This window comes from Anoxybacillus sp. UARK-01 (genome assembly GCF_002075365.1).
Taxonomy (GTDB): domain Bacteria; phylum Bacillota; class Bacilli; order Bacillales; family Anoxybacillaceae; genus Anoxybacteroides; species Anoxybacteroides rupiense.
On sequence record NZ_NASY01000047.1, the window covers coordinates 425,221 to 450,532 of the forward strand.

Annotated in this window: 22 protein-coding genes and 12 tRNA genes; 27 read left to right on the plus strand and 7 right to left on the minus strand. The window is 44.0% G+C overall.

Annotated features, from left to right (window positions below; genetic code table 11):
• Positions 1 to 58: 58 nt before the first annotated feature.
• Positions 59 to 526 (minus strand): Hsp20/alpha crystallin family protein, encoded by a 468-nt coding sequence (locus B6A27_RS14350; protein ID WP_080862429.1) that lies wholly within the window; start codon positions 524 to 526, stop codon positions 59 to 61.
• A gap of 925 nt (positions 527 to 1,451) precedes the next feature.
• Here B6A27_RS14350 and B6A27_RS14355 point away from each other — a divergent pair.
• From B6A27_RS14355 to B6A27_RS14370, 5 genes are all read left to right on the plus strand, one after another.
• Complete coding sequence (locus B6A27_RS14355) at positions 1,452 to 2,126, plus strand: response regulator transcription factor (protein ID WP_044742301.1); 675 nt, start codon at positions 1,452 to 1,454, stop codon at positions 2,124 to 2,126.
• Positions 2,123 to 3,523 (plus strand): HAMP domain-containing sensor histidine kinase, encoded by a 1,401-nt coding sequence (locus tag B6A27_RS14360; RefSeq protein WP_044742302.1) that lies wholly within the window; start codon positions 2,123 to 2,125, stop codon positions 3,521 to 3,523. Before B6A27_RS14355 ends, B6A27_RS14360 begins: the two co-directional genes overlap by 4 nt.
• Before the next feature lie 35 nt (positions 3,524 to 3,558).
• Positions 3,559 to 3,726, plus strand: a complete 168-nt coding sequence (locus tag B6A27_RS18855; RefSeq protein ID WP_172798628.1) for a hypothetical protein — start codon at positions 3,559 to 3,561, stop codon at positions 3,724 to 3,726.
• 57 nt (positions 3,727 to 3,783) lie between these two features.
• The gene (locus B6A27_RS14365) at positions 3,784 to 4,323 is read left to right on the plus strand and encodes a glycerol-3-phosphate responsive antiterminator (RefSeq protein ID WP_369815478.1); all 540 of its coding nucleotides are present in this window, start codon (positions 3,784 to 3,786) and stop codon (positions 4,321 to 4,323) included.
• 363 nt (positions 4,324 to 4,686) lie between these two features.
• Complete coding sequence (locus B6A27_RS14370) at positions 4,687 to 6,891, plus strand: alpha-galactosidase (RefSeq protein ID WP_080862430.1); 2,205 nt, start codon at positions 4,687 to 4,689, stop codon at positions 6,889 to 6,891.
• Between the two features lie 5 nt (positions 6,892 to 6,896).
• Here B6A27_RS14370 and B6A27_RS14375 read toward each other — a convergent pair whose 3' ends face one another.
• Entirely contained in the window at positions 6,897 to 7,679 is a 783-nt protein-coding gene (locus tag B6A27_RS14375) for an EcsC family protein (protein WP_066145340.1), read from the minus strand.
• Positions 7,680 to 7,978: 299 nt separating this feature from the next.
• Here B6A27_RS14375 and B6A27_RS14380 point away from each other — a divergent pair, with 299 nt between their 5' ends.
• Genes B6A27_RS14380 through B6A27_RS14395 form a run of 4 tightly spaced genes read left to right on the plus strand, consistent with a single transcriptional unit; the run spans position 7,979 to position 12,707 of the window.
• Positions 7,979 to 9,160: a galactokinase gene (locus B6A27_RS14380; protein WP_080862431.1), complete on the plus strand. Its 1,182-nt coding sequence runs from the start codon at positions 7,979 to 7,981 to the stop codon at positions 9,158 to 9,160.
• Positions 9,160 to 10,146, plus strand: a complete 987-nt coding sequence (gene galE / locus B6A27_RS14385; RefSeq protein ID WP_080862432.1) for a UDP-glucose 4-epimerase GalE — start codon at positions 9,160 to 9,162, stop codon at positions 10,144 to 10,146. The genes B6A27_RS14380 and galE overlap by 1 nt, the downstream gene beginning before the upstream one ends.
• 2 nt (positions 10,147 to 10,148) lie before the next feature.
• On the plus strand, positions 10,149 to 11,675 hold the full coding sequence (gene galT / locus B6A27_RS14390; protein ID WP_080862433.1) for a UDP-glucose--hexose-1-phosphate uridylyltransferase: 1,527 nt from the start codon (positions 10,149 to 10,151) through the stop codon (positions 11,673 to 11,675).
• 12 nt (positions 11,676 to 11,687) lie between these two features.
• Positions 11,688 to 12,707: a LacI family DNA-binding transcriptional regulator gene (locus B6A27_RS14395; RefSeq protein ID WP_080862434.1), complete on the plus strand. Its 1,020-nt coding sequence runs from the start codon at positions 11,688 to 11,690 to the stop codon at positions 12,705 to 12,707.
• A 65-nt stretch (positions 12,708 to 12,772) separates the two neighbouring features.
• Here B6A27_RS14395 and B6A27_RS14400 read toward each other — a convergent pair whose 3' ends face one another.
• Positions 12,773 to 13,210 carry an Hsp20/alpha crystallin family protein gene (locus B6A27_RS14400; RefSeq protein WP_080862435.1) on the minus strand — a complete coding sequence of 146 codons (438 nt, stop codon included), beginning with the start codon at positions 13,208 to 13,210 and terminating at the stop codon, positions 12,773 to 12,775.
• A gap of 132 nt (positions 13,211 to 13,342) precedes the next feature.
• On the opposite strand from B6A27_RS14400, the gene B6A27_RS14405 reads away from it, so the two are divergent.
• Complete coding sequence (locus tag B6A27_RS14405) at positions 13,343 to 15,649, plus strand: putative bifunctional diguanylate cyclase/phosphodiesterase (RefSeq protein WP_080862436.1); 2,307 nt, start codon at positions 13,343 to 13,345, stop codon at positions 15,647 to 15,649.
• A gap of 44 nt (positions 15,650 to 15,693) precedes the next feature.
• Here B6A27_RS14405 and B6A27_RS14410 read toward each other — a convergent pair whose 3' ends face one another.
• Complete coding sequence (locus B6A27_RS14410) at positions 15,694 to 15,975, minus strand: hypothetical protein (RefSeq protein WP_066145315.1); 282 nt, start codon at positions 15,973 to 15,975, stop codon at positions 15,694 to 15,696.
• A gap of 295 nt (positions 15,976 to 16,270) precedes the next feature.
• Between B6A27_RS14410 and B6A27_RS14415 the strand changes: the two genes are divergently transcribed.
• From B6A27_RS14415 to B6A27_RS14470, 12 genes are all read left to right on the plus strand, one after another.
• Positions 16,271 to 16,342: transfer RNA gene (locus B6A27_RS14415), tRNA-Gly, on the plus strand.
• A gap of 50 nt (positions 16,343 to 16,392) precedes the next feature.
• Positions 16,393 to 16,466 (plus strand) — tRNA-Pro (locus B6A27_RS14420).
• Positions 16,467 to 16,480: 14 nt separating this feature from the next.
• Positions 16,481 to 16,553 (plus strand) — tRNA-Ala (locus B6A27_RS14425).
• A 6-nt stretch (positions 16,554 to 16,559) separates the two neighbouring features.
• Positions 16,560 to 16,649 (plus strand) — tRNA-Ser (locus B6A27_RS14430).
• A 292-nt stretch (positions 16,650 to 16,941) separates the two neighbouring features.
• A tRNA-Phe gene (locus B6A27_RS14435) sits at positions 16,942 to 17,014 on the plus strand.
• 12 nt (positions 17,015 to 17,026) lie between these two features.
• Positions 17,027 to 17,111: transfer RNA gene (locus tag B6A27_RS14440), tRNA-Tyr, on the plus strand.
• Positions 17,112 to 17,114: 3 nt separating this feature from the next.
• Positions 17,115 to 17,188: transfer RNA gene (locus tag B6A27_RS14445), tRNA-Trp, on the plus strand.
• Positions 17,189 to 17,200: 12 nt separating this feature from the next.
• A tRNA-His gene (locus B6A27_RS14450) sits at positions 17,201 to 17,273 on the plus strand.
• Positions 17,274 to 17,294: 21 nt separating this feature from the next.
• Positions 17,295 to 17,369, plus strand: a tRNA-Gln gene (locus B6A27_RS14455).
• 3 nt (positions 17,370 to 17,372) lie between these two features.
• Positions 17,373 to 17,444, plus strand: a tRNA-Gly gene (locus tag B6A27_RS14460).
• 5 nt (positions 17,445 to 17,449) lie between these two features.
• Positions 17,450 to 17,520, plus strand: a tRNA-Cys gene (locus B6A27_RS14465).
• A gap of 202 nt (positions 17,521 to 17,722) precedes the next feature.
• Positions 17,723 to 17,796 (plus strand) — tRNA-Arg (locus B6A27_RS14470).
• 222 nt (positions 17,797 to 18,018) lie between these two features.
• Here B6A27_RS14470 and B6A27_RS14475 read toward each other — a convergent pair.
• Entirely contained in the window at positions 18,019 to 19,524 is a 1,506-nt protein-coding gene (locus tag B6A27_RS14475) for a flavin monoamine oxidase family protein (RefSeq protein WP_080862437.1), read from the minus strand.
• Positions 19,525 to 20,238: 714 nt separating this feature from the next.
• Between B6A27_RS14475 and cspD the strand changes: the two genes are divergently transcribed.
• Together cspD and B6A27_RS14485 are read left to right on the plus strand one after the other, a co-directional pair.
• Positions 20,239 to 20,439: a cold-shock protein CspD gene (cspD, locus tag B6A27_RS14480; RefSeq protein ID WP_080862438.1), complete on the plus strand. Its 201-nt coding sequence runs from the start codon at positions 20,239 to 20,241 to the stop codon at positions 20,437 to 20,439.
• A 249-nt stretch (positions 20,440 to 20,688) separates the two neighbouring features.
• Positions 20,689 to 20,961 (plus strand): hypothetical protein, encoded by a 273-nt coding sequence (locus B6A27_RS14485; protein WP_080862439.1) that lies wholly within the window; start codon positions 20,689 to 20,691, stop codon positions 20,959 to 20,961.
• 190 nt (positions 20,962 to 21,151) lie between these two features.
• Here the strand turns inward: B6A27_RS14485 and B6A27_RS14490 are convergent, their stop codons facing one another.
• Together B6A27_RS14490 and B6A27_RS14495 are read right to left on the minus strand one after the other, a co-directional pair.
• Positions 21,152 to 22,393, minus strand: coding sequence for an aminopeptidase (locus B6A27_RS14490; RefSeq protein ID WP_080862440.1), 1,242 nt, complete (start codon positions 22,391 to 22,393; stop codon positions 21,152 to 21,154).
• Between the two features lie 58 nt (positions 22,394 to 22,451).
• Positions 22,452 to 22,724 carry a winged helix-turn-helix transcriptional regulator gene (locus tag B6A27_RS14495; protein ID WP_044745828.1) on the minus strand — a complete coding sequence of 91 codons (273 nt, stop codon included), beginning with the start codon at positions 22,722 to 22,724 and terminating at the stop codon, positions 22,452 to 22,454.
• Between the two features lie 348 nt (positions 22,725 to 23,072).
• On the opposite strand from B6A27_RS14495, the gene B6A27_RS14500 reads away from it, so the two are divergent.
• The 3 genes from B6A27_RS14500 to B6A27_RS14510 are packed head-to-tail and all read left to right on the plus strand — an operon-like array spanning position 23,073 to position 24,813.
• Positions 23,073 to 23,351, plus strand: a complete 279-nt coding sequence (locus B6A27_RS14500) for an autorepressor SdpR family transcription factor (protein ID WP_080862441.1) — start codon at positions 23,073 to 23,075, stop codon at positions 23,349 to 23,351.
• Positions 23,348 to 23,989, plus strand: a complete 642-nt coding sequence (locus tag B6A27_RS14505; RefSeq protein WP_080862442.1) for an SdpI family protein — start codon at positions 23,348 to 23,350, stop codon at positions 23,987 to 23,989. Before B6A27_RS14500 ends, B6A27_RS14505 begins: the two co-directional genes overlap by 4 nt.
• Positions 23,990 to 24,024: 35 nt before the next feature.
• Positions 24,025 to 24,813, plus strand: coding sequence for a YhfC family intramembrane metalloprotease (locus B6A27_RS14510; protein ID WP_080862443.1), 789 nt, complete (start codon positions 24,025 to 24,027; stop codon positions 24,811 to 24,813).
• Positions 24,814 to 25,312: the final 499 nt, after the last annotated feature.

The window sequence follows — 25,312 nt, forward strand, 5'->3', positions numbered from 1 at the left end:
CATAGGGGTGGGAGACTTCTCGGTCGATGTGTTTAAGAAGGTGCTTTTTCTGCACCTTTTAGTTGATATCAATATATTTTTTCTTTTGTGGCAGACGAATGACCAACTCTCCGTTTTCAAAGGAGGCTTGAATCTCTTTTTCGGTCACAGGATAAGGAAGCGGGATAGAACGGGTAGTACGGTGTTGCATGCGTCGTTTTTTGTAAATCTGCTTTTGTTCGTCTGTTGTCTCCAGTGTTTCATCACTATAGACGGTAAGCTGCAATACCTTTTCATGGAATTCTAATTGAATTTGCTGGCGGTTGACATTTGGGAGATAGGCCGTAATCACATATTCCGCAGCTGTTTCATGGATGTCGATTGGAATATAAGAGCGGGAGAAGGTTTCATGGAAGTATTCATCTAGTGTTTCAAACATTTTTCTGATCGGCTTTTCATCAAAAAATTGATCCACCATTTCACGGAGGCGTTGGAACGGTTCGTCGTCTCGTTTTTTTCGCATAGGTGGTTGAAAATGCTCGTTCATCATGTAGCTCTCCTTTCGCGTTAAAATTCTCTTCTTTAAATGTATTCTCGTTTCGCCAAAAAGGTCACTCCCCATTTTTTTAATGAAATTTCATTTGTTTTTAAGATTGATCCTTTATGATGGAAATGGATGATGAAAAATGCTAATAAAGCCGGAATAAGAGCAGCATTTCTTGAAATGAATCCACACATGAATTGAATGCTCATCCTTTTAACACAACGAACCCGGCATCACGAAGGAGGAGAGCATGTGAGAATGCTGATTACGCTTTTTTTCTCAGGAACGGCTTTATCGTTGCTTATGTATCAGCTTGTTGAAATCGTTCAAGCGTTTATGGATTTATTTGATCACCACTCTTGATAAAAAGACGACAGAATATCACTGGAAAATTGAACGGCCGGTTTTGGATAAGGGAGAGGTGCCTTCGTTACACGAATGTAAAAAGCTTTATATAAAGATCCGCAGGTTGTGCAAAACTAAGCTCAGCTACATCATCGTTGCTGACCGTTTGAAGCGGTTGGCATTTCTTTTTGATATGATATATATGAAGTAACTCGTGGTGTCAAGTCCAATCGACTCACTGGCTGTCTTTGGGCTGTCATCGTGATGGCGAATGAACGGCATCTGTCCACATTCATGTTCAGGCGGCCATTGAAAGCGGCTCATCGCCTGCTCACATAGCGGAGAAATATGGAGGGAGCAAGTTCAATCATCTATAATCGTTGCATGCGATGCTCAGCTAGCATCACGGATATCAATGCCATTTTTTAATGGAGTGAATCACCGCTGGAAAATCCATGCGGCGGCCGGAGACAAGTTGTAGATTTTTAGTTAGGCTTAGCAAAGATCCAGCCACCGCCGCTTCTAGGCTCTTGACTGAGGCCTTGATCAAATAGAATGCGTTGATAGTAGGAGGGAGCAAAAAATGAACAAGCGGATTTTAATTATTGAAGATGAAACCAACCTGGCTCGTTTTATTGAACTAGACTTGCTCCATGAAGGATATGAAGTATGTGTATGTAATGATGGAAGGAAAGGCCTTGATCTTGCTTTATCGGAAGAGTGGGGGCTTATTTTGCTCGATTTGATGCTGCCGAGCCTCAATGGGATGGAAGTATGCCGGCGTTTAAGAGCGGTTAAGCAAACCCCAGTGATTATGATTACCGCAAGAGACAGTGTATTCGATCGCGTGATGGGGTTAGATAACGGTGCTGATGATTATATTGTCAAGCCATTTGCGATCGAGGAATTGCTTGCCCGTATTCGGGCGCTGTTCCGCCGCATTCAGCCTGCTTCTGAGCAGGAGTGCTTAGCATTTAAGGATCTGCTTGTTGATGTCAAAGCGCGCATCGTGAAAAAAGAAGGGCAAATCATCGACTTGACAAAACGGGAATATGATTTACTTGTTACCTTTTTACAAAATATTGATATTGTCTTGACACGGGATATGCTTCTTGACAAAGTGTGGGGATTTGATACGGAGGTCGAAACGAACGTGGTCGATGTGTATGTTCGTTATTTGCGTCATAAACTGGATGAAAAAGATAAGGAGCGCTATATTCAAACAGTACGAGGTTCTGGATATGTGATGCGGTCATGAAACCTTTTCGTCTTGGAAACGTCTCATTAAAATGGAAGCTCACTTTTCTTTCAGGGTCCGTGATTTTTGTTATGTACTTTTTATTTACATGCCTGCAATATGAAGTTGTGAAGCAGTGGCTCCTGAATGAAGAAGAAAAAACAATGAAAAAAACCATTGAAGAAATTGAAACTTATTACGAGGAAAAACGTAATATATCTCGAGAGAGCATTCGTGAAGGTCAGCCGTTGCTTGAAAAGTTGAACGAAAAATATCAGGTGATTCGCATTCTTGATGACAAAGGAAATGTGATGGTGTCCGTTTCTAATCATGCATCTGTTTCGTTGCTTCCTGCAGCGCAACCGAAACGATTAGAGATTGAATATCATTTGGTAAATGATGAACGCTCCATCGTGCTGCGCAAGCCGTTTCATTTCGGAACGGCGAGCGGGACCATTGAAATTATTCGTCATCTGGTCAAAGTCCAGCATATGACGAACATGCTGTTCATCATGATGACATGCATCGGCATTATTGCCATGGTCATGAGCGCATTGATTGGAATGTTCATTGCCCAGCATTTTGTCGGACGTCTGCAATCGGTAACGAAAACGATGATGGACATCAAAAATAAGGGATTTGAGCAGCGGATGGATGTCCCTGCTTCAAACGACGAGATGACCCAATTAATGATCATGTTTAATAAAATGATGGATGAGATTCAGGATTCGTTTGAACAGCAAAAGCAATTTGTTGAAGATGCTTCCCATGAATTGCGCACCCCTATCGCCATTTTGGAAGGACATCTTTCCTTATTAAATCGCTGGGGGAAAAATAATCGCGACATTTTAGAGGAATCGCTGCAAGCAGCATCCCAAGAAGTCGTGCGTTTGAAAAAGCTTGTGCTTGAGCTATTAGATTTATCAAAGGCGGAAGCGATTGCTGTTCCTCTTGATCTTCAGCCGATTTCGCCGAGCGAGGCGGCGGAGCAAGTTGTGAAAAACTTTCGTGTTCTTCATCCAAGTTTTCATTTTATCATTGATAACGAGCTTGAGGAAACGGTTCATGTTCGAATGGCCAAGCATCATTTAGAACAACTGTTGCTCATTTTAATGGATAACGCCGTAAAATATTCACAACAAAACAAGAAAATTATGGTTTGTTTAAAAGAAGAAGGAAAATATGTATCAATTTCGGTTGTAGATAAAGGAATTGGAATTCCCCGTGACGAATTAGAAAAGGTGTTTTTGCGTTTCTATCGTGTCGATAAGGTAAGAAGCCGCGAGAAAGGCGGAGCAGGGCTTGGCCTTGCGATCGCAAAGGAAATTGTGGATAAATATAGCGGACAGATTTCGATTCAAAGCGAGGTGGGCGCAGGAACAACAGTGGAATTGTTTATTCCTAAAGCTGTTTTATGAAAAATGACAGAGCGAGGAAGAAAGGTGAGAAGAGAATGGAAGACCACTTGCATGGAGGAATCAATCACCAAAAGAAAGCCATTCAACATGTGATTGAAAAGTTTCAAAAGCGAGGCATTAAAATAAGTGCCTGCAAACCAAGAACGATGCTTTCGCTATCCTGCCTAACGATCATGGAGCCGGCAAAAAGCCACGAATCATAAAGAAAGCAGAAGAGAGGGATGATTTTGAATATCGAACAGCAAAAGATCATTCCTGCCATGAAAACAATGAAAGATTTTGATCGCTTTTTAAGCAGCCCATATCGGTATGGGGTGTTGCTGGAATTGCATATTTCGCAGTTGAAAAGCGTGTTTCGTTATGCGTGCCAGCATAAAAAAAGCTTAATCATTCATGCTGATTTAATTCAAGGGCTAAGCCATGACGAGTATGCGGCTGAATATTTGTGCCAAGAATTTAAGCCGTACGGATTGATTTCAACAAGGGGAAGCGTGATTATGAAGGCAAGACAAAAAAAGGTGCTGGCTATCCAACGCATTTTTCTGCTTGATTCTCACGCTTTGGAAAAAAGCTATCAGCTCATTGAAAAAACGAAGCCGGATTTTATCGAGGTGATGCCTGGGGCCATGCCTCATGTCATTCGCGAGGTGAAAGAGCGGACAGGCATTCCGATTTTTGCCGGGGGGCTGGTACGCACGATAGAGGATGTCGAACGTGCATTGAATGCAGGGGCATCAGCGATTACAACTTCCAATCAAGAACTGTTGGAATATTATAAAAAATATAACGAAATCCAATAGGCAGATCGGGTTTGTTTAAAAATAACGTGAATAAGGCGCCAGGAGATTAGGAGAGACCGCGCATGCATGATAAGCAGAACGCTTGTCGTGTTTGGTGTGGTCTCTTTTGTTTTTTACACAAGGAAAGGGGATGTAGCGCCTGTGTTCGAGTATCCAACGCGATAAAGATGTGAAAAAGAAGAGAGGAGCGAAATATGATGTAATGAGTAATCAACGAAAGATCTCCTGCTCACAAGGGGACAGATGTTGACGCATTCGGTTTATTTATATGTATAGCATGGCGTACCATCCCTATAGCACAACGGGTGCGTTCATTTTGGTTTGCACATTTTTTCGAATATATCATACGGAGGAGGAAAGCGGATGGCCATTTCATTTGATCCTGCGACAAGCCAGTTTCATTTGCAAACAAGCAAGGCAAGCTATGTCATGCAAATTGTTAAATCAGGCTACCTAGCTCATTTATATTGGGGAAAGCGGATTCGCAAAGCTTCTCTCTCAAGAAAGCTGCGGTTTCGGGGACGCGCCTTTTCTCCTAATCCTTTGCCGAACGATCGGTCGTTTTCTTTAGACACGCTGCCGCAAGAATATCCGGCATACGGCAATACCGATTTCCGCACTCCAGCCTATCAAGTGCAGCTTGAAAACGGATCGACGATTTCTGATTTGCGCTATCACATGCATCGAATTTATAAAGGAAAACCAACGATCAAAGGATTACCAGCAACATATGTAGAGAGCGAGGAGGAAGCAGAGACGCTTGAAATCGTCTTGGAGGATCGGCAAACGGGATTGCGAGCGATTTTATTATACACCGCATACGAGGAATTCAGCGCTATCACTCGTTCGGTTCGTTTGGAAAATCAAGGGACAGAGCGGATTAAACTATTACGGGCATTAAGCATGAATGTCGACTTTCACGACGCGGATTATGAGTGGATCCAGTTGTCAGGAGCTTGGGCGAGGGAACGGTCAGTGGTTCGAAGCAAACTGAGGGAGGGGATCCAATCGGTTGAGAGCCGTCGTGGAGCAAGCAGCCATCAGCATCATCCGTTTATCGCTTTATTGCGGGAAGCTGCGACTGAAGATTGGGGAGAAGTGTATGGGCTGAGCTTTGTATATAGCGGAAATTTTCTTGCCCAAATAGAGGTTGACCAGTTTCGTACCGCCCGTGTCGCGATGGGCATCAATCCGTTCGATTTTGCCTGGCTATTGGAGCCGGGCGAATCGTTTCAAACGCCGGAAGTCGTCATGGTCTACTCTGATCAAGGACTGAACGGGATGTCGCAAACGTTCCACGAATTATATCGTGCCCGGCTTGCTCGCGGCGCGTTCCGAGACCGCGAACGTCCGATTTTGATCAATAGCTGGGAAGCTACGCACTTTGATTTTAATGAAGAAAGGATCATGCACATTGCAAAAACGGCTGCGGAGCTTGGCATTGAGTTGTTTGTGCTCGATGATGGCTGGTTTGGACATCGCGATAATGATAAAAGCTCATTAGGGGATTGGATCGTTGATAAACGCAAGCTTCCAAATGGATTAGAGGGACTGGCGAAGCAAATCCATGGAATGGGGCTGAGATTTGGAATATGGATAGAACCGGAAATGGTTTCCGCTGATAGCGACCTGTATCGGAAGCATCCTGACTGGTGTCTGCATGTTCCGAATCGGCCTCGTTCGGAAGGAAGAAATCAGCTTGTTCTCGATTATGCCCGCAAGGAAGTATGTGATTATATGATTGAAGCGATCACAAATGTGCTTGCCAACGCTCCTATTTCGTATGTAAAGTGGGATATGAACCGACATATGACAGAAATTGGATCTCCTTCCTTGCCTCCGGAGCGACAGCGGGAAACAGCGCACCGATATATGCTCGGTCTATATCGAGTAATGGAAGAAATCATATCGCGATTTCCACAGATTTTGTTTGAAAGCTGTTCAGGAGGAGGGGGGCGCTTTGATCCGGGGATGCTTTATTACATGCCGCAAGCATGGACCAGTGACAATACAGATGCGGTTTCCCGCTTAGCCATTCAATACGGAACGAGCTTTGTGTATCCGGTTATATCGATGGGAGCGCACGTATCGGCCGTTCCGAATCGCCAAGTCCATCGAATCACCTCTTTGGATATGCGCGGCCATGTAGCGATGTCAGGAAATTTTGGCTATGAGCTCGATGTCACAAAATTGAGCGGCAAAGAGCGGGCAAAGATAAAGGAACAAGTCGCTTTTTACAAACAAATTCGCCGTCTTGTCCAGTTCGGCACCTTTTACCGCATATTGAGCCCATTTTCGGGAAATGAAACCGCTTGGATGTTCGTATCTGAAGATCAAACGGAAGCGTTCGTTACTTACTTCAGGGTGCTAGCAGAAGCCAATCCGCCGCTCGCTTTTATTCGTCTGAAAGGGCTTGATCCAAATAAAAATTACCGCATCATGGATAGCGGCGAAACATACGGAGGGGATGAGTTAATGTATGCTGGACTGAATGTGCCGGAACGATCGGGAGATTTTGTAAGTGTCATATGGCTGTTAAAAGCAAATCAAATAGAATCCACTGTCTAGTCAGGTTAGACAGCGGATTCTATTTGATGAATCTTTTCCAAAATTCTTCGTTTTCGATACAGCATTTTTCCTGTTTCTGCAATATCTTCGATAAACATTTTGTTAAACATGGATCCAAAAATAATTCCAACGATCGGAACGATCTGAAATAGTTTTTTCCATCCATATTGATCACGGAAGGTCATTAATACCTCGCGCCATCCTTGCAGCTGTGAAAAGACTTGCTGATGGTCGTTGGAAAATGAGGACAGCTGGTCAATAATCGCTTTTTTGCCAACGATATCGGCCGAAGTGAATTGCAGGCACTTGACAATGAAAATGCGTTCCTTTTTTTCTTTTGGATCATATCCATACGTAAGCGCGATTTCCTGTAAGGTTTTTAAAGCGAGCCCAAGAAGGACAGGGATATCAATAGCCAGTGTAAAAACGCCACCGATCCCGGTTGTTGCTCCTTGATATTGTGCAAAAGCGATTCGTGATTCAATGAACTCATCGCAAACGCGATCCATTTTTTCAAGCGGCAGATGAGATACTTCCTCAATCGATGACGCGGGAAATCTTTCAAGAACTTTTTCATTTTGCACAAGGTATTGCCCGCCTGTTTGGATATAGCTTCCAAGCTCATCTAAGAGCTGGCCCAGCTTTTTATGGATGATGGCTGGCGTGATCTTGTCCAACAGCTTGAACGGCAGGCGGCCTAGCTTTTCCCAAAACCATAAATCTTTTTGGTCTTTTTCCCATTGTTCGATTTTATGTAGTTCTCTTTCAAGATCAAATTTATTTTCCATGAACGAGCCCCCTTTATTCATAAGGTGGATATGTTTATGATTTGTTATACGTTCAAAGCGAAAAAATGTTTCAAAGCGCAAAATTTATCATTGTGATTAAGTAAAAACAATGGTAAAATTTTTAGTAAACATTAATATATATTTTACTGAAGGTTCTATTTGATAGATACAATTGATACATCAACATTTGTTCTAAAGCGAGCAGATGATGATCCGATTTCGCTCAACTGTGGGGCTAAAGATTCGATTCGTTCTAGCAATAAAGATGGGAATAAAGCTAACCGGCAGGAGGCATGTAAATGATGAAAGAGTTAATGGATGATTTTGTTTCTTTATTTGGTAAGGGCAAAGGAGATATTCGCGTGTTTTTTGCGCCGGGACGCGTCAATTTGATCGGTGAGCATACGGATTATAACGGCGGACATGTCCTGCCGTGTGCGCTACATATCGGGACATATGCGCTTACCCGAAAAAACGGCAGTTCATGGATTCGCCTGTTTTCGAAAAATTTTTCCGAACATGGAGTAGTGACTGTTTCGCTTGATGATTTAGCTTATCATCGAGAACATGGATGGGCGAATTATCCAAAAGGAATGATCGCTACCATGCAGTTAGCATGCTCAATAGACACCGGATTTGACGTTCTTTATTATGGAAATATTCCAAATGGAGCTGGCTTATCCTCTTCCGCTTCGATTGAACTGGCCACAGCTGTCCTGATCAATACGCTATTTGCTGGAAACATCGATATGCTTGAGCTTGTCAAATGGAGCCAACAGGTAGAAAATCAATATATCGGCGTGAATTGTGGCATCATGGATCCGTTCGCTATTGGAATGGCGAAATTTAACCATGCGCTTCTATTAAACTGCCAAACACTAGCGTATCGCTATTTGCCATTAAGCTTTCAGGATTGTTCGATTGTGATCGCCAACACCAACAAACAACGGGGATTGGCCGATTCAGCGTATAATAAGCGGCGAGCGGCGTGTGAAGCCGCGCTTGCAAAGCTGCAGAAGGAGATCGACGTTCATTCCCTTGGAGAGATGACAAGCGAGCAGCTTGAGAGGTATGAGCATCTTCTTTCTCCTAGCGAACAAAAACGAGTTCGTCATGCCGTTACCGAAAACGAGCGAACGATGGAGGCGGCGGAGGCGTTAGAACGAGGCGATCTAGCGCGCTTTGGCGAACTGATGCGGCAATCGCATGTCTCATTGCGTGACGATTATGAAGTGACATGTATAGAACTTGATACTCTTGTAGAAACAGCGTGGAAGCACGAAGGAACCATTGGCGCTCGCATGACGGGAGCCGGTTTTGGCGGCTGTACAGTGAATATTGTGAAAGACAAATATATCGCTTCATTCATTGAACGGGTCGGATGTGAATATAAGCAAAAAATCGGCTATGAAGCGAGCTTTTATGTGGCCAAAATCGGCGGCGGAGCGAGAGAAATAAAAGAAGAAAAGGAGATGGTATAATGATTCTTGTTTGCGGAGGAGCTGGCTATATTGGGAGCCATGCGGTGTATCGGTTCATTGAAAAAGGCGAAAAAGTCGTAGTCGTGGACAATTTGCAAACGGGACATCGTGAAGCGGTCCATCCAGAAGCGATCTTTTGTCATGGAGACATTCGTGACCGCCGTTTCTTGCGGTATGTGTTTAGCAGCTATGACATCGATACGGTGATCCATTTCGCGGCTCATTCTCTTGTGGGCGAAAGCATGCAGGAGCCGCTAAAGTATTATGATAACAATGTGTATGGGACGCAAGTGCTGCTAGAGACGATGAATGAGTTTGATGTCAAACGCATCGTCTTTTCGTCGACGGCTGCCGTATATGGGGAACCGACGCAAATACCGATCTCTGAAACCAACCCAACAGTGCCGGAAAGCGCATATGGCGAAACGAAGCTAGCGATGGAAAAAATGATGAAATGGGCCGACAAGGCTTACGGTATCCGTTATATTTCGCTGCGGTATTTTAATGTGGCTGGGGCATATGGCGCTTATTTAGGAGAGGATCATCATCCAGAAACGCATTTAATTCCGCTTATATTAAAAGTGGCGTTAGGACAGCGAAGCGAGATACAAATTTTTGGCGAAGACTACGACACGCATGATGGAACATGCATCCGTGACTACATCCATGTTCTTGACTTAGTCGATGCTCACCTATTAGCAGTAGAAAAATTGAGAAACGGTGGCACAAGCGACGTGTTCAACCTCGGAAATGGAAGCGGATTTTCTGTGAAGGAAGTGATTGAAGCCGCTCGTCGCGTGACGGGTCGCGACATTCCAGCGCTTGTAGCGCCAAGGCGTGCCGGCGATCCAGCGAGATTGGTCGCTTCTGCGGAAAAAGCGAAGCGGGAGCTTGGTTGGAAGCCAACGTATACGAACATCGATGACATCGTGGCCTCTGCTTGGGAGTGGCATCATGCAAAACCGAACGGGTACCGAGGTGTGTGAATGTGAACATTTATGAAGCGATTGAGCAGCTTGTTCAGTACGGGGTTGCCAAAGGGCTGATTCAGCGGGAAGATGTCATTTATGTGCGCAATCGGCTGCTTGCCACGCTTGGGCTAGAAGAGTGGCACCCCTCTGAAGAGCTTCCGCCGCTTCCGTCTTCCCCCTCCCCGATTTTAGCAGCGATTCTCGATTGGGCATACGAGCAAGGGCGATTGCAAACCAACACGGTAACGGAGCGGGAGATATGGGAAGCGAAGCTGATGAATTGTCTCATGCCGCGACCGTCAGAAGTCATTCGCGAGTTTTTGGCCAAATATCGAAACAGCCCGATGGAGGCGACCGGCTGGTTTTATTCATTGGGCTGCGCTTCTAACTATATTCAAATGGATCGGATTGCAAAAAATCGTCAGTGGAAGGTGAAAACGGAGTACGGGGATATTGATATTACCATTAATTTATCAAAACCGGAAAAAGATCCAAAGGATATTGCTCAATTAAAAGCGAAGCCGCCTTCGTCGTACCCGAAATGTGTGCTCTGTGCGGAAAATGAAGGATATGCGGGAACTTGGCATCATCCGGCACGCGCCAATCATCGAATGATTCCGCTTTCGCTATTAGATGAACAGTGGTATTTTCAATATTCTCCTTATGTATACTACAACGAGCATTGCATCGTTCTTAGCGATAAACATGTACCGATGAAAATGGAACGGAAGACATTTGCCCGCTTGCTCGATTTTATCGAACAATTTCCGCATTACTTCATCGGATCGAATGCTGATTTGCCAATTGTCGGCGGCTCCATTTTAGCGCATGACCATTTTCAAGGTGGGCGTTATGGATTCGCCATGGAGAAAGCGGCCATCGAGGAATCGATCCAGCTGCCATCTTATCCGTCATTAACCGTCGGCATGGTTCGCTGGCCGATGTCAGTCATCCGTTTGCGCGGCCAAAAATCCGAGGTGCTCAATGCGGCCGATCTGATTTACCAAACATGGCGAACCTATAGCGATGAAAGCGTCGGGATTCTCCATGAAACCGGCGGCACACCGCACAACACCGTGACGCCGATTGCGCGTCGGCGTGGCGATTTATTTGAGATGGATATCGTCTTGCGCAACAATCGGACATCTGAAGAGCATCCGTACGGCATTTTCCACCCGCACGAAGAGTTGCATCATATTAAAAAGGAAAATATTGGACTGATTGAAGTAATGGGGCTTGCGGTTCTTCCGGGACGGCTCGCGGCCGAATTGGATGCGCTCAAGCAGTGCCTTGTGCGCGATACTCCAACGGAACATTGGGCTGCGCCGCTGCGGAAGCACGCCGATTGGGTCGAACGGATGCGCGGTCGATACAACCGTTTCAGCGAGGAAAATGTGGAAGAGATGTTGCGCTATGAAGTCGGACAACGCTTTATTGTCGTGCTTGAACATGCGGGCGTGTTTAAACGGACGGAAGAAGGAAAGCGGGCGTTCCGGATGTTTTTGCGGAGGGTAGCAGAACAGGCGCATGTGGAAAGGAAGTGACATGTTTCATCCATGGCGACATTAAAAGAAATCGCAGAAAAAGCGGGAGTGTCGGTAGCGACTGTGTCACGCGTATTAAATTATGATCCAACGCTCTCTGTGTCAGAAGAAACGAGAAAGCGAATTTTTGAAATCGCACAAGAGCTAAATTATAAAACGATGCGTGAGCGCAGCCAACAAACGGCGAAAGAACGGTTGCGATTCGGCCTTGTCCATTGGTACTCTGAAGCTCAGGAATTAGGTGATCCTTATTATATGGCGATTCGCTTAGGGGTGGAAAAAGAATGTTTTCATCGCCAAATTGAACTTGTGAAATTGTTTAAGCAGGACGGTTCCTATGAGTCCGAATGGCTCTCAGGGCTCGATGGCATCATCGCGATCGGAAAATTCGGCCCAAAAGATATTGAGGTGTTTTCATCAAGCGCGGAACAAATGGTGTTTGTCGATTTTGCGCCTGATGAAAAGCGGTTTGATTCCGTTGTCGCCGATTTTCGCCAATCGATGATTGGCTTGCTCGATTACCTTCTCTCTCTTGGCCATAAACGTATTGGCTACATCGGCGGCCGGGAGTATATCGATGGAAAGACACCGATTAACGATGAACGGGAAGCGACGTTTTATGAATATTTATATGTAAAAGGAATCTATCGTCCGGATTATGTATTCACTGGACGCTTTACGGCGGAAGATGGATATATGCTGATGAAACAAGCGCTAACGAGAAATGATCGTCCGACTGCTTTTTTCATTGCTAGCGACTCGATGGCGATCGGCGCCTTGCGAGCACTGCATGAGGCGGGTGTTCGTGTTCCAGAAGAGATGTCAATAGTCGGCTTTAATGACATTCCCACATCAGCGTTTGTTCAGCCGCCGCTGACAACCGTTAAAGTGTATACGGAGTTTATGGGGGAAACCGCCGTTGAACTGTTGGTTGAAAGGCTTTCCAATAAGCGGCATTTGTCAAAAAAAGTCGTCATCCCGACTGCCTTAGTTGTCCGTGAAAGCAGCGGTGTTTGTATAAAAAAGGATTGATTTTATGTATATGGAAAAACAGGGTGTTCTTGATGCAGGACACCCTGTTTTTATAGACAAACGGTTCAATGAAATTGAATATCGATCGATTTTCGTTGCGGATTATTTGTTTTCGGAACATGGATATTGAGGACGCCGTTTTTATAGGTTGCCCGAATTTGTTCAGCATCTGCGTCAGAAGGAAGCGGAATAGAACGATGAAAGCGGCCGAAAAAACGCTCGCGCCGATGCATTTGTTCTTCCTTGACGGATTCGTCTCGTTGAATGGTTCCGCTGATGTGAAGAGTTTGCTGATGAACATCGATATGAACATCTTCCTTGCGTTTAAGCCCCGGAAGATCGCAGGAAATCATATATTCCTTATCGGTTTCATGCACATCAACGCGCGGCATCATCGCTTCGCTATCATGAAATAATGGTGAAAAATCATGAGTAAATAAACGATTGAAATCGCGCCGCATCGTTTCTAAATGCCGAAATGGATCATAAGGCACTAATGGCATTGGCCATTCCTCCTTTCTTTCTTCATGTCGATTATAGTATTTTTCTCTGCTTATTTTTTATACGATGTGATCATTCATCCAGCTGCTTTTCTAGAAGCGACATATGATAGAAAAGAAAGGAGGATGAAGTATATGGGGAATAAATGGAAATGTGTAACCTTTAGCTTGATCTATCTTGCTCTTTACTATTGCTGTCTTCTTTTCATTCGCCATCCCATTGTTCATATCTTGGTTGCTATATGTGGCACATCTGTTATTTTGGTATGGATATGGCTAGCTTACCGGCGTTTGCGGCCGAAACAGCGGCTGTTTTGGTTGCTGCTGTTGATCAGTCTGTCGACTTATTGGATTCGTGAAAGCATCTTGTTGTATGAAACGGCCGTTAAACAGACGGAATGGTTTTTATGGCAAACTAATGGATTGGATGAAATTTCTATGATTTTGTATTTTATCGCGCTTCTATATTTGGCAGCGGCGAAAGAAACTAGAGTCCATTTATTTCAGCAACTGCTGGATGTGTTGATTATCGTTTCCGTTGGGGCGTTAGGAGGCTCGATTGGTTTGAATCGGCTGTTCTCTCTTTCGTATTTATCCGTTTCCGACCTTTTTATTTTCTCTAGTATTTTTCTGTTAGAATTAGCGACTGCATATGTATTAGGCATTTTATTTTTTTCTTCTAGTTCAGCGGCAAAACCTGTTTTGGCCTGGCATATAGCAGGGGCTATCCTTTTGATAGCAGCGGATGGGACGGATCGAGCAAGGACGCTGTTATTCGATTATTCCTCTCCAAGCCATTCTTTGGATTTTCTTATTTTTGCCGGTTTATTGATGATGGGGCTGTCAGCTGTATTTGCTGATAGGGAGATCTCTCTGTACTTAAAAAATCAGAAAAGTCTCTTGTCATTTAAAGTTCTGTTCTTATATATGGCGTTCATTCCTTCGATTTTTTTCTTCATTTTGCATGAAGAAGCGCGTGAGGCTAGAGAGATCGCTGTGATTTTTATGGCTATTGGCGTCTTTGTTATAATGCGGCAAGCTGTTGCTTTGTATGAGAGTACGCGATTATTTAGGAGCATGCAGCTTTTAAATAGAGGATTGGAGCAAAAGCTGGTCAATCAGACAACGGAATCAGAAAGAAAGACCGAGGAATTGCTTTATTTGGCGAGGTATGATTGTTTAACACGTCTGCTCAATCGAAGTGCGTTTATTGCGGCGCTTGAGCAGGCGCTTCAGGAAGCGAAGCAACAGCATCATTTGCTCGCTGTTATACTCATTGATTTAGATCGTTTTAAGCAGGTAAATCATTATTTTGGCCATCGAGCGGGGGATGCTCTTATGGTGAAAATGACAGAATGGTTAAAGCAGTCACTTCGACCAACAGATGTCATCGGGCGACAGGGAGGCGATGAATTCGCCTTAATTGTTTCGCCGGTGTATAAGCTCCAACACCTTCGTTCGATCGTTGAATCGATTTTATCTGTTTCTAAACAGCCTTTGCCGGTTAACGATCTGGAAATGCGTGTTTCTATGAGCATGGGAATCGCTGTTTTTCCATATGATGGAGAAACAGGAGAATCTCTGATGAAAAAGGCAGATATTGCGTTATCTCGCGCTAAAGAACAAGGAAAGAACCAATATCAATTTTTTAATGGCAAGATGGATCAAGGAATCATGCAAAAAACAATAATTGAAACAGCGATCTATCAGGCAATTGAACAGAGGGAATTTACTCTTTTTTATCAACCGCAATTTGATATCGCTACAGGTCAAATGATAGGCATGGAGGCGCTGATTCGTTGGCATCATCCGCAAACGGGCTTGATTCCTCCGCATATGTTTATTCCTGTTGCAGAAGAAACAGGGCAGATTATCGCCATTGGCGAGTGGGTGATGGAAGAAGCGTGCCGGCAAGTGAAGCAATGGAATGAGCAGACAGGACGAGCGCTCAGAATCAGTGTCAATATCTCGCCTAAGCAGTTTTTACAGGAAAAGCTGGTTGAACAGATTACGGCCATTTTGAAGAAAACAAATTTGACAGCAGACAGCGTGGATCTGGAAATCACAGAAGGAGTGGCCATTTTTAATGAGCAACACACGATTCAAAAGCTTAAACAGCTGAAAGCGTTAGGAGTTCATATTTCCATTGATGATTTTGGAACAGGTTATAGCTCTCTTAGCTATTTGCGTAAATTTCCGATTCATCGTTTAAAGATCGCCAAAGTATTTATTGATGGAATTGCGCAAACGGAGGAAGATCAAGCGATTGTCGCTTCCGTTATCGGTTTAGCGAAAAATTTGAAGCTGCGCGTGATTGCTGAAGGCGTGGAAACATTTCAACAGCTGCAAATTCTTCGTTCTCTTCATTGTGATGAAATTCAAGGATATGTTCTGGGAAAACCGTTAGCAAAGGAAGAATTTGAAAAAGTGTATTTAAAATAGCCTCCCCAAACAAAGGAAAGAGGGAGGCGATAGGGTGTCCAAGGCTATCGCTGAACGTATTCCATCACGTCTAAATGGAGTTCAATAAGCGCCAATTTTGTTTCATTGGCTAACGGCGAAGCCATAATGCGTTTAACAGCATAATGAAATTTCACCTCTGGAGCTTGACGAACGCGTGGATGAGTCATTTCATCTCTCAGCTCTTTTTCAATCGCTTCATGAATGAGCGCCTTACATCTTTCCTCTGTCAGCTCTTCCTCTTTGTTGAGCGAGCGATTGGACCAAAGTGATCGATAAGCTTCAAACAAATGCATAAATGCAGCCATAGAGATCCCCCTTTGTTGCGCAAAAGTACAAAATTCATTATACAACGATTGTATGATAAAATCATAAAAACAGATTATTCCGAATGTGAATGGCTCTAAGGCGTTAATTTAGGCAAAGGCTAGATGACGGTTGTTTTTGGCCGTTTTTCCTTAAAAAATATATTGACAAATTATTTGTATCGATATAGAATAAAAATCGTCGCTATTTAAATATAGATAGTGACGGCTTGAAAAAAATCATGTTGACAATCTCACTTGTTTTATTATAATAATACTTGCTTACGTTTTTAAGCATGCGGAAGTAGTTCAGTGGTAGAACACCACCTTGCCAAGGTGGGGGTCGCGGGTTCGAGTCCCGTCTTCCGCTTCAAAAGGATCTTTGTAATCGGTGCTCAAGTGTGAATGGTTGCTTTAGAGCGGGAAGTAGCTCAGCTTGGTAGAGCACATGGTTCGGGTCCATGAGGTCGCAGGTTCAAATCCTGTCTTCCCGATCAGTTTCATTTTTGGGGCCTTAGCTCAGCTGGGAGAGCGCCTGCTTTGCACGCAGGAGGTCATCGGTTCGATCCCGATAGGCTCCATCGAATGGAGGAGTACCCAAGTCTGGCTGAAGGGGTCGGTTTCGAAAACCGATAGGGGTGTCACAGCCCGCGGGGGTTCGAATCCCTCCTCCTCCGTCCTATACATATCGCATGATTAGATGTCATACATATAAGTGATAGCGGAATCATAGAAGTTTTATTGCAATAATTTTAAAGACATACATATGTTTAATTGTTTTCGGTGAATTCGTTTTGTTGTATAGGAAAGTAAAGGGGATTTATGGTCAACTTATCTGGAATGTTTGATCAATGACCCGTCGCCTATGTCATATTGACAAAATAGCTGTTCTGCACCATGTTTTAATGTACGGATGCGAATGGAAAGAGAAAGGCGATATAAACATAGGACCAATATACATCGTATCATGGCTCGATAGCTCAGTCGGTAGAGCAAAGGACTGAAAATCCTTGTGTCGGCGGTTCGATTCCGTCTCGAGCCATTTTTTATAGCTGGAGGGGTAGCGAAGTGGCCAAACGCGGCGGACTGTAAATCCGCTCCCTGTGGGTTCGGCGGTTCGAATCCGTCCCCCTCCACCAGTTAGGGGCATAGTTTAATGGTAGAACAGAGGTCTCCAAAACCTCCGGTGTGGGTTCGATTCCTACTGCCCCTGCCATTTTCCAGCATGGCGGCTATGGCGAAGTGGTTAACGCACCAGATTGTGGCTCTGGCATTCGTGGGTTCGATTCCCACTAGTCGCCCCTTTTGAATATGAAGAGGATTGGGGTATAGCCAAGCGGTAAGGCAACGGACTTTGACTCCGTGATGCGTTGGTTCGAATCCAGCTACCCCAGCCAAATGCGGAAGTAGTTCAGTGGTAGAACACCACCTTGCCAAGGTGGGGGTCGCGGGTTCGAGTCCCGTCTTCCGCTTTGATGGCGGCATAGCCAAGTGGTAAGGCAGAGGTCTGCAAAACCTTTACCCCCGGTTCGAATCCGGGTGCCGCCTTTGTTGCGAGTGCAGTTTAGTGGCAAAACTTCAGCCACGAGCGATACGTCATTGAATATGTGACGAGTTGCTGATGTCGTTGGTTCGAGTCCCGTCACCCGCTTGTGGCGGTCCAATGGATCGACGAACCGTCTCATTGCTCTGTTTTTCGAACAAATGAAAGAGGCATAGCAAATTGCTTGTGACAGGAGCTTAGGATGATGTCCCAGTAGCTCAGCTGGATAGAGCAGCGGCCTTCTAAGCCGTCGGTCGGGAGTTCGAGTCTCTCCTGGGACGCTGAAAAAAAGGTGTTTCCTTTTATTAGGAAACACCTTTTTTAATGAGCAAAAGCAGCTCTTTTGCTTCAGGTTAGTATCGATTGGTCTTTTGTAGTTGTTCCTTTAGATAGGTCTGAGTTCTGAAATCGTAACATGTTGAGCGATTTGAAGGGAAGCCGTATTTTTATTGAAGCTGCAGTTTGCGCGTTGGATCATTGATTGCTTCTATATGGCCCCTTGATTATTTTAGCGTGGTTTGCGCTTCAAGGTAGGATTTTGGCACTTTATGGACTTCGTATGCTGTACAAATTCCCGACTCAATCGCCCCTTGGATCCACCCGTGAACCGTTGAAGCGTGTTCTCCTGCAAAATAGACTCTTCCTTCGGGAGAACCGATATATGGTGAAAGCTCAGTGACTTGCTCGGGCTTAAACATCGTAAACGCCCCTCCAGAATACGGATAACGAACCCAACTATGGCTAATTCCTGTTTCGAACTCACGATAAACTTGCTGTCCATGAATAACAGCTAAATTTTTAAGTGTATACTCTAGCCGATTTTCATCACTTAAACTATCCCATGGTATTGTATCATCTTCCCATGTGTAGCTGGCCAGTACAACTCCTGGACCAGAGCTTCCCAGTCCGTGGCTTGGATATTGAGTATAAGTAATTGGAAGATCAGAGATGGTTCGACCGCCAAACATTCCTTCTTTTTCCCAAAAACGATGTTTAAATTGAATACCAGTTTTCGTGGAACCGACATAGTGAAGCTCGCGAATCGCTTTCCATTTGTTTTGGGAAAAAGAGTTTCTTGGCTCGATCTCTACAAATTGTAAAATCGAAAATGGAATGGTCACAATGACGAGATCGCCTGTAATTTGAAATGGCTCTAAAATTTTGGTATGCACGGAATGGACGGTAACCTGATTTTGATTTTGTTCAATTTTTCGAACCTTTTGTCCATATAAAATATCATTTTGCAATTGTGGGACAAACGCTTTAGGAAGCTGATCGTTTCCGCCAGTAATCTCATAAAATTTAATGTTTGGGGTAAATAGCACCATTAATTCGCGCAGCATTTCCAAAAAAGAAAGCTCTGGAAATCCTTCTACTGTCTGAATGGATTTAATCATATCAATAGCGCCGCGGGACAGCCTCATTCCAAAAGGATTGTATCGCAAGTAAGTATCCAGTGAATATTTATCCAATTCACGAATGGCAATCGGCCAATTTTTGATTGGATTTTTCTGAATAAAATCGATGACGGGTTTAATAGCCATTTGCAGCAGTTCAGTAGCAGTTTTTCCTCGCTCTTGTGGCCAAACAGGAAATCCGAAGATGCTTGGATCTTTTTCGTATGCTTTTAAACGAGCCTGCGTTCCCCGCAAGTAAAGCCAATCGTTAGGTGTGCTATTGATGAACGGATTGACAGGGAGCTTAAATTTTTTAATATATTCAAGCGTTAAATAATGAGTGTGCGGAATGCGCATGGCGCCTGCTTCGAGATATTGATCCTCTCCGCGAAAATTAGAGCGGATCGTGTATATTCTTCCGCCGACTCGTTCCGAGGCTTCAAGAATGGTGACCTGATGTCCAGCCTGCTTCAGCAAAGAAGCAGAAACAAGCCCCGCCATGCCCGCGCCGATCACAATGACTTTTTTAGGATCGTCCGTTTTTTTTAATCCGTTCCTAATAATGGAAATCATTTTTTCTGTGGATAGCTTTGGAAACACATAACTATACATACTTTCCCCCCTTTTTTATGGGAAATTCTCGCGCTGTTCATGAAGAAAAGCTTTATTACTTATCGTATTCGGAAGGAAAGTACATATATGATAAAAAAATGCACATGCTTATGCTCATCTTTGCCTAGGGATCGCGCGAGTAACTCGTATTTTCAGACGGCGTTCCGTGAGTCTTCAGTTGCTGGAGAGCGCATGGTTTTGCTGTTTGGGTGCAGAAGCGATTCATTTAAAAAGTATACAAGGAAAGAGAGCTTACCTGCATGGAATGACATATTCTTGCTATGTTAACATGGGCAGCAAAGGGAAGTTTGGGATGTTTTTAGACGTCGGATGGTTGAACAACACCGCTTCACCGAAACATGAATGGAGCTGAAAGCGGCGTTGTTTCATGTGTGAAAAACGCGGGCTTTATAGACGCCATTTATTCGGTCTTTAAGTGATAAAGGAGAGGGGGATGCTCACTGCTTGAAGGAAACAGCAGTCATCAAGTGAAAAAGTTGGTAAAATGTTTTGCTTTTATATAAAAAGTGTGTTATATTAGTTTTAAGCCATTTTACTTTTAATACAATAGGGATTTAAACATGCTGTAGCTTCAAAGGGGATGGCAAGGTTAAATCTCCTCAGAGGTTGCAGTTTTTAATGTCTTTTTATTACTTGTGAAATGGTTAAAAAATGGATATGTGCATTAAGGTACATTTTAGGAGGATTTTTTTCATGCAAAATGGTAAAGTAAAATGGTTTAACGCTGACAAAGGTTTTGGATTCATCGAGGTTGAAGGCGGTTCGGACGTATTTGTCCATTTCTCAGCGATCCAAGGCGAAGGCTTTAAATCTTTAGAGGAAGGCCAAGAAGTTACTTTTGAAGTGGAGCAAGGTAACCGTGGCCCTCAAGCGACGAACGTAAGAAAAAGCTAATTGAGATGCGAAAGGGTGGGCTGCTTTTTCTTTTTTTACAGCCCTCCTTTTTTATTTTCTTAAGTTTTACGTATTTGTTTGATAGGAACCGCCTTTCGGATCTGATGAAGAACAAGCGCGTTCAGCCAGCATTGACCAAAATCGGAAACAGCCATGACGGATATTGGTATAGTCTGTTGGATACGGATTTCCATTAGAAATGATGGAATGGGACCATAGCGAAGAAGGGCCAATTTTGGAGGTGGAGAGTTGAATAACAAAGCGGACGATGCGAAAAGTATGTTGATTAAGATGATGCGGGCTTATAAAACAAAAACAGTAAGAGAGACAGGACAAAAGCTTGTGACCATGAGGGAAGAAGTGAAGCAAGCGCTAAGAACGGGAAAAAGCCTAGAAGGAAAAGTGGTCACGCCGAGCCAGACGAAGGAGCTGCGAAAGCGTCTATTGCATTATCGGGAAGAACTGGAGAGGCTAAAGCTTTATCATAAAACTTACAAAGAAGAGAAACAAAACGGCAAATAAAAAGTGGCTGAATCATGACAGGGACTGCTTGGGGAAAGAAGCTCCCTTTTTATTTTGCATCTGTTAAAACGAGGAAAGAATCATTCGCCGTATAACATATAGACAGCCGCGACCTTTTGGAAAGGACCGCGGCTTATATTTTTTAGAGGAAGACAGAAATAAAAGCGTCATCCTATTTTGTATGGATTTTTTATTCTGGATTAAACGCCCAATTGCCGTTGCGGAAAATCGGTTCGCGCTTGCCATCTTTGGTGACGCCGTCGATGTTCAATTCGGCGGAGCCGATCATGAAATCTTCATGGATGAGGCTGTCGTTGATGCCGTGCACGGTCAGTTCTTCTCTCGCCATGGATGTTCCGCCTTGAATATTAGTCGGATAGGCTTTCCCAAGAGCGAGGTGGCAGGCCGCGTTTTCATCAAATAGTGTGTTATAAAAAATGAGATGAGAATCTGAAATCGGCGAACGGTGTGGAACGAGAGCCACTTCTCCGAGATGTCGTGCTCCGTCGTCCGTCTCGAGCAAATGCTTTAATGTTTCATAGCCCGTTTCTGCTGAAAAATCGACGACTTTTCCATCTTTAAATGTAAGGGTGAATCCGTCAATGACGTTACCGCCGTAGTTCAACGGTTTTGTGTTTCGGACCGTTCCGTTTACGCCGTCTCTGTGCGGCATTGTAAATACTTCTTCAGTTGGGATGTTTGGATTAAAGCGAATGCCGCTTTCACTGGTTGACGCTCCGCCGTGCCAGATGTGGTTTTCGACAAGCTCAATCGTTAAATCCGTGCCTGGAGCTGTGTAGATCAGCTGTTTGTATTGCTTCTGATTTAAATAATCCACCATTTTGGCCAGCTTTTGATTATGCTTTTCCCAAGCTTGGATTGGATCTTTTTCGTGCACGCGTGTTACTTGAAAAATAACCTCCCACAGCTTGTCGATCGCCGCTTGCTCCGATAAATCAGGAAATATTTTTTTCGCCCAGGCTGCCGTTGGGACGGAGATAATGGACCAGCAGTTCTGGTCGGACATCAAAGCGCTGCGGTAATTTTGCAGTGCTTGAGAAGATGTTCTCGCAAATGTCGCGATGCGCTGCGGATCGACATCCTTTAATAGATCGGGATTAGGAGAATAAATGGAAAGAAAGGCTGCTCCTTCTCTCGCCATCTTTTCCATGCCTTGCGCCCGCCACATCGGATATTCGGAAAACGCTTCATCTGGTGCATGCTTATATTTAATATATTGCAATTCTTCGTCGCTCCATTCGACATATACGTCCTTGGCTCCGGCTTCATAGGCTTTTTTGGCGATTTTGCGAACAAGCGCGGCGGCATCGAGCGGAGCATTGACAACGAGCGTTTGTCCTTTTTGAATATTGACGCCAATATGAACAGCAAGTGCCGCATATTTATCAAGAGATTGTTCCAAATGTTCCATAACCAAATCCTCCTCTTCACTTTAACATCAGATCGCAAGTTTGTATGACAATCCATCTTTAGTCTTTCTCCCAAGCTTGCGCCCATTGCTCGATAGCCTCAATGACGGGCTGTAACGCTTGTCCTTTTGCTGTCAATACATATTCAATGCGCACCGGAGTCTCGGGATAGACGTTGCGCTCGACAATACCGGCCTCTTCTAATTCTTTAAGCCGTTCCGATAGCAGCTTGCCGCTAATCGGCATGGCGGCTTCGATTTCCGAAAATCTTGTTTTCCCTTCTAATAATTGGCTGATAATTAAGCCAATCCACCGTTTGCTTAGTAACGTCATCGCGGCTTCAAACTTAGGGCAAAGGTTTGATGAGTGGCATGAACCCGTTTTCTTTTTAAGCCCTTTCAAAACTTTCACCTTCTATCCGTGCAAACGTTCTGCTTCTTCGTAGTATTTTCTCATAAATAGAGGATCTTATCAACTGAAAACAAGGGAAAAACATGGGAGAACACTTTTGATTTTCCCCTCCGTTTAGAGACAGGAGGCTCCAGCTAAAAATAGTTCTTTACAAATATATACAAAATAGAATATAATTAAAATTAGAAGAATATCTAAATATTTTTTTGTTTTATATTTAGATGATTTTCTAAATATTGAACTACATCATATCGAAAGGTGATGTAACCATTGTCTTTTAACGAAGCATTTAAAGCAGTCGCTGATCCGACGCGAAGACAAATTCTTACTTTGTTAAGAAAGGGGGACTTAACAGCTGGGGAGATTGCTTCTCATTTCGAAATGCAAAAGCCCAGCGTATCACATCATTTAAAAATTTTGAAGCAGGCCGATCTCGTTCAAGATAGACGGGTTGGGCAGCATATTTATTATTCTTTGAACACCACTGTGTTTCAAGATTTGATGAGCTGGTTTTACGATTTTTTTGATAAAGGAGGGAAGGGTTTATGAGGACGAACCGGATTGCGGTCATCTTAACCGTTTTAAGTTATGTATTGAGCATTGCCGCTATTTTTTATTTGCCTGACCAAGTCGCTACCCATTGGAACGCAGAGGGAGAAGTGGATGGCTACAGCAGCAAATGGTTTGGCGCCTTTCTGTCGCCGGTATTGATCACTGCCGTTGTCATCTTAATGAACGTAATGCCAAAGATGGATCCAAAACGTAAAAATTATGAGAGTTTTAAAGGAAGCTACCAAGTGATTCTTGTTGTGCTTGTTCTTTTCTTTTTCGCTCTTCATGTTGTAACGCTTGCCTACAATCTCGGCTTCCCTGTCGATGTCAATTTGTTTGTGCCGCTTGGAATCGGCCTGCTGTTTATTGTGCTAGGAAATTATATGCCGAAAATGAAGCCTAACTATTTTATTGGCATTCGGACACCTTGGACGTTAGCAAATGAAACTGTATGGAATAAAACCCATCGTTTAGGCGGGAAAGTATTTGTGCTGCTCGGCATGATTCTGACGATGACGGTGTTTATCGAAGGAGCGTGGCGCTTTTTCACGTTTATCATCGCGGTGATGGCTGGCGTCCTCTATTTGGTCATTCAGTCGTATTTGTATTTTCGAAAAGAACAAAGCGGCCATTAATGGTGGAAAAATAACAGCAGGGAAGAGAGAGGAGTATGATCGTGGCAGGAAGTATGGCAGGGATTATTGTTCAATTTATTATTTCGGTGTTTATTCCAATCAGTATGGTAATTTATGGAATAAGAAAAGGCTGGCTGTCCTGGAAGCCTTTAGGTGTAGGGATTCTCATCTTCATTTTGTTTTCGCAAATTCTAGAAAAATTGCTTCATGTTGCGGTGATTGACCCTACTGGCCCATCGCTCAAATGGACGGACAATCCGTTTTTATTTGTAGTATATGCAACGTTGGCTGCCGGAATATTTGAAGAGATGGGGCGCTATCTCGGCTTTCGCTGGCTGTTGAAGAGACATCACGATTATCAGGATGGACTATCGTTTGGTATCGGACATGGCGGCATTGAAGCGATTCTTATTGGCGGAATAGGTGCAGTCAATGCTTGGATTTTGACCAACTTAATTCAATCAGGGGCCTTCGAGCAAGTGATCGCTGCTTCTTTATCAGCAGATCAGGCAGCGCTGCTGAAGCAGCAAGTACAAGAGACGACATTTGCCATGTATATGCTTGGCGGTTTTGAACGGCTTTTTGCTCTTTCCTTTCATATTGCGATGTCGCTTCTTGTGCTGTTCGGGGTGCGCAGACGTCAGTTTCGCTATGTGATTTATGCGATTTTGCTTCACGCACTGATGGATGTCGCTCCGGCGCTGTATCAAGTGAAAGCTGTTACGAGCATTTGGCTTGTTGAAGGTGTCGCGTTTATATTCGCTATCATTGCCCTGATCTGGACGAGAAGGGTGAAAACGCAGTTTGTAAAGGAACAAGGCTGATTGGAATTGAGGGAAGGCGATGATTGTGCTTAGTTTCTTGTGCCGCTGAAGCATGCTAATTTTAGCCGTGCTGCGCTTCCTCATAAGTTCGACGAATGAAAAACGGTGAAGAATATTTGCAAACACTTGTCAATCGAAGTAAAGCAGGATAAAAAAGATGCAAAAATATCCTGAAAATGGTGAAAGTGTGCAATTAATAGAGATTAATAGTGGAGTATTTAGAATTTTGAGTGATTCGCTGCTGTTTTGAAACCGCGATAAAATGGGCTGCAGACCAGACAAATGTTTGGAGCTCAGCCCATTTTATCAGGGGGAGGCAGAGAATCAGCGATGATATGACAGGTGAAATACCTTTTTTCTTTTCTATGCCTCCTCTTTAATACATGAAAAATGGTTGATAGACGCTTTCACTCTGCCTTACTGCCTTCGCTCGTCCGCGTGCCTTGTCCGCCAAGGGCTTTCCAGACAGCGGAGGGATTAGAAGCGAAATGACTGGAGC

Bases quoted from the DNA above. Each gene is read 5' to 3' on its own strand.
- B6A27_RS14410 (WP_066145315.1), bottom strand. From the start codon at position 15,975: ATGGCTGCATTTATGCATTTGTTTGAAGCTTATCGATCACTTTGGTCC.
- B6A27_RS14400 (WP_080862435.1), bottom strand. From the start codon at position 13,210: ATGCCATTAGTGCCTTATGATCCATTTCGGCATTTAGAAACGATGCGG.
- B6A27_RS14365 (WP_369815478.1), top strand. From the start codon at position 3,784: ATGAAAACAATGAAAGATTTTGATCGCTTTTTAAGCAGCCCATATCGG.
- B6A27_RS14380 (WP_080862431.1), top strand. From the start codon at position 7,979: ATGATGAAAGAGTTAATGGATGATTTTGTTTCTTTATTTGGTAAGGGC.
- B6A27_RS14375 (WP_066145340.1), bottom strand. From the start codon at position 7,679: ATGGAAAATAAATTTGATCTTGAAAGAGAACTACATAAAATCGAACAA.
- B6A27_RS14510 (WP_080862443.1), top strand. From the start codon at position 24,025: ATGATCGTGGCAGGAAGTATGGCAGGGATTATTGTTCAATTTATTATT.
- B6A27_RS14370 (WP_080862430.1), top strand. From the start codon at position 4,687: ATGGCCATTTCATTTGATCCTGCGACAAGCCAGTTTCATTTGCAAACA.
- B6A27_RS14505 (WP_080862442.1), top strand. From the start codon at position 23,348: ATGAGGACGAACCGGATTGCGGTCATCTTAACCGTTTTAAGTTATGTA.
- B6A27_RS14355 (WP_044742301.1), top strand. From the start codon at position 1,452: ATGAACAAGCGGATTTTAATTATTGAAGATGAAACCAACCTGGCTCGT.
- B6A27_RS14475 (WP_080862437.1), bottom strand. From the start codon at position 19,524: ATGTATAGTTATGTGTTTCCAAAGCTATCCACAGAAAAAATGATTTCC.
- galE (WP_080862432.1), top strand. From the start codon at position 9,160: ATGATTCTTGTTTGCGGAGGAGCTGGCTATATTGGGAGCCATGCGGTG.
- B6A27_RS14490 (WP_080862440.1), bottom strand. From the start codon at position 22,393: ATGGAACATTTGGAACAATCTCTTGATAAATATGCGGCACTTGCTGTT.
- B6A27_RS18855 (WP_172798628.1), top strand. From the start codon at position 3,559: ATGGAAGACCACTTGCATGGAGGAATCAATCACCAAAAGAAAGCCATT.
- B6A27_RS14395 (WP_080862434.1), top strand. From the start codon at position 11,688: ATGGCGACATTAAAAGAAATCGCAGAAAAAGCGGGAGTGTCGGTAGCG.
- B6A27_RS14360 (WP_044742302.1), top strand. From the start codon at position 2,123: ATGAAACCTTTTCGTCTTGGAAACGTCTCATTAAAATGGAAGCTCACT.
- B6A27_RS14350 (WP_080862429.1), bottom strand. From the start codon at position 526: ATGAACGAGCATTTTCAACCACCTATGCGAAAAAAACGAGACGACGAA.
- B6A27_RS14495 (WP_044745828.1), bottom strand. From the start codon at position 22,724: ATGACGTTACTAAGCAAACGGTGGATTGGCTTAATTATCAGCCAATTA.
- B6A27_RS14405 (WP_080862436.1), top strand. From the start codon at position 13,343: ATGGGGAATAAATGGAAATGTGTAACCTTTAGCTTGATCTATCTTGCT.
- cspD (WP_080862438.1), top strand. From the start codon at position 20,239: ATGCAAAATGGTAAAGTAAAATGGTTTAACGCTGACAAAGGTTTTGGA.